Consider the following 1726-nt stretch of genomic DNA (forward strand, 5'->3'; position numbering starts at 1 on the left):
CGCTGCGCGAGATCGATCGCCACGGACAGGCCGACCGGGCCCGCACCGACGACGGCCACCGGATGGATCGCCGCATCGCAGTCGGCGCCGCGCTCCGCGCGCGGCCGGTACGCAAACTTCAGGGTCTGGTAATCGATGCTCATGGCCGCCCCCGTTTTTCAGGCTACGCGCATGCGCCGGATCGCGCACGCACGCCGGGGCGGCCGTCCGGCCGCGGCCATCGTGTCCGCCAGATCCACTTGCGATGCCCATTTCGTCTCAACCGCCACGTCTCGCTCCTTGCTTCCTGTTGAATCGGGGACAGCGCCACACGGCGACGCCCGATTTTCATTCTTCCTGATCGACGACAAACCAAGGATTTACGAATAGTAAAACCAATTACGAATAGTGAAATCAACGTAAACCCTGAACGATCCACGGGGACGGGATAACGATATGAACGAATCGCCGAGCCGAGCGCCGCGCGCACTGCTACTATCGAGGCGTGAGGCGGCCGGTTCGGCCGCCGTTTTTCCATCTTGCATCCATGATTCCGCCTACCATTCCCGAGCTGGTGGCCCGTGCCGGGCAACTGCCTTATCTGCGGGATCACATCGCGCTCGCCGAGAACGGCACAGCTTGCGCGCACCTTCCCGAGCTCACGCTCGGCAGTGCCTACGAGCCGATCTACGACGTGACGATGCCGGGCACGCCGCAATCGACGTCATTCGCCGACGCGATCGAACGCTACGGCGACGAACTGGGAGTTCAAGCGGTGACGCTGATGACGGGCACGGCATGCGATCCGTTCGACTGCGCCGACGACGACCAGACGCTCGTGGCGCTCGACCGCCTCGCGCGTGCGCTGCACGCGATCAATTTCTTCGGCGCGCAGCGTCATGGGCTGCTGTTCCTGCGGGTGCACGAGCGGCTGTTGAAAAGCGTGAAATACGACCACGGCAAGCATTTCTCGTCGGTGCTGCAACGCTTCAGCCTGCCGACGGAACGGGTCGTGATCGAGCTGCCGGCGGCCGCGGTCGCGCACAAGACGTTCCTCGGATACCTGACGCGCAGCTATCAGCGTCACGGCTTCAAGGTCGCCGACAAGCTGCCCGATCCGGGCCGCATTCTCGCGGTCGAATCGGACATGGCGCGGCCGGACTACATCAAGATGGATGCGGGCGCCGCATTGCGCGACGGAATGGTCAAGGCGCTGGTCGGCTATGCGCAGCGCGTGCGGATTCCGCTGATCTTCGACGGCGTCGTCGACGAGACGCAGTGCGACCTGCTGCGCCAGCACGACGTGCGGTTCATGCAGGGGCCGGTGTTCGCGAAGACGGCGTCGGCATAGGCGCGCCGCGCGGTTACGCGATGTCTCCGAGGCGCTGCGCGAGCGCCTTCAGGCGCGGGCCGATCCGCGTGCGGAACACATCCTCCCCCATCGACGATGCCGGGCCGCTGCAGCTGAGGATCAGCCAGCGCCCGTCGCGCGGCTCGCGAAACGGCACGGCGGCCGCGTTCACGTCGCCGTGCCAGTCCCGGAACGAATAACAGCAGCCGCCCGACGCGAACTCCGCGACCGCGCGCTGCGCGGCGTCGACGAGCGCGTCGGCATCCGCGCCGGCGCCGGCCGCATGGCGCAGCTCGGCATACAGCGCATGCCGTACGTCGTCGGGCTGTACCGCGAGATACGCGCGCCCCATCGAGCTCGTCAGCATCGACAGCCGCGAGCCGGGCGCGAGCCCGA

General features: G+C 66.6%; 2 protein-coding genes. One reads left to right on the top strand and one right to left on the bottom strand.

The genetic code is table 11. The annotated features are described in order from the left end of the window. Positions 1-526 precede the first annotated feature (526 nt). Positions 527-1330, top strand: a complete 804-nt coding sequence (locus KH616_RS24800) for an EAL domain-containing protein (RefSeq protein WP_292254839.1) — start codon at positions 527-529, stop codon at positions 1328-1330. Positions 1331-1343: 13 nt separating this feature from the next. Here KH616_RS24800 and KH616_RS24805 read toward each other — a convergent pair. Continuing rightward, the coding region (locus KH616_RS24805; RefSeq protein WP_292254841.1) for an IclR family transcriptional regulator C-terminal domain-containing protein at positions 1344-1726 on the bottom strand (383 nt) is incomplete at its 5' end.

It is taken from the genome of Burkholderia sp., assembly GCF_018375725.1.
Taxonomy (GTDB): domain Bacteria; phylum Pseudomonadota; class Gammaproteobacteria; order Burkholderiales; family Burkholderiaceae; genus Burkholderia.

Bases quoted from the DNA above. Each gene is read 5' to 3' on its own strand.
- KH616_RS24800 (WP_292254839.1), top strand. From the start codon at position 527: ATGATTCCGCCTACCATTCCCGAGCTGGTGGCCCGTGCCGGGCAACTG.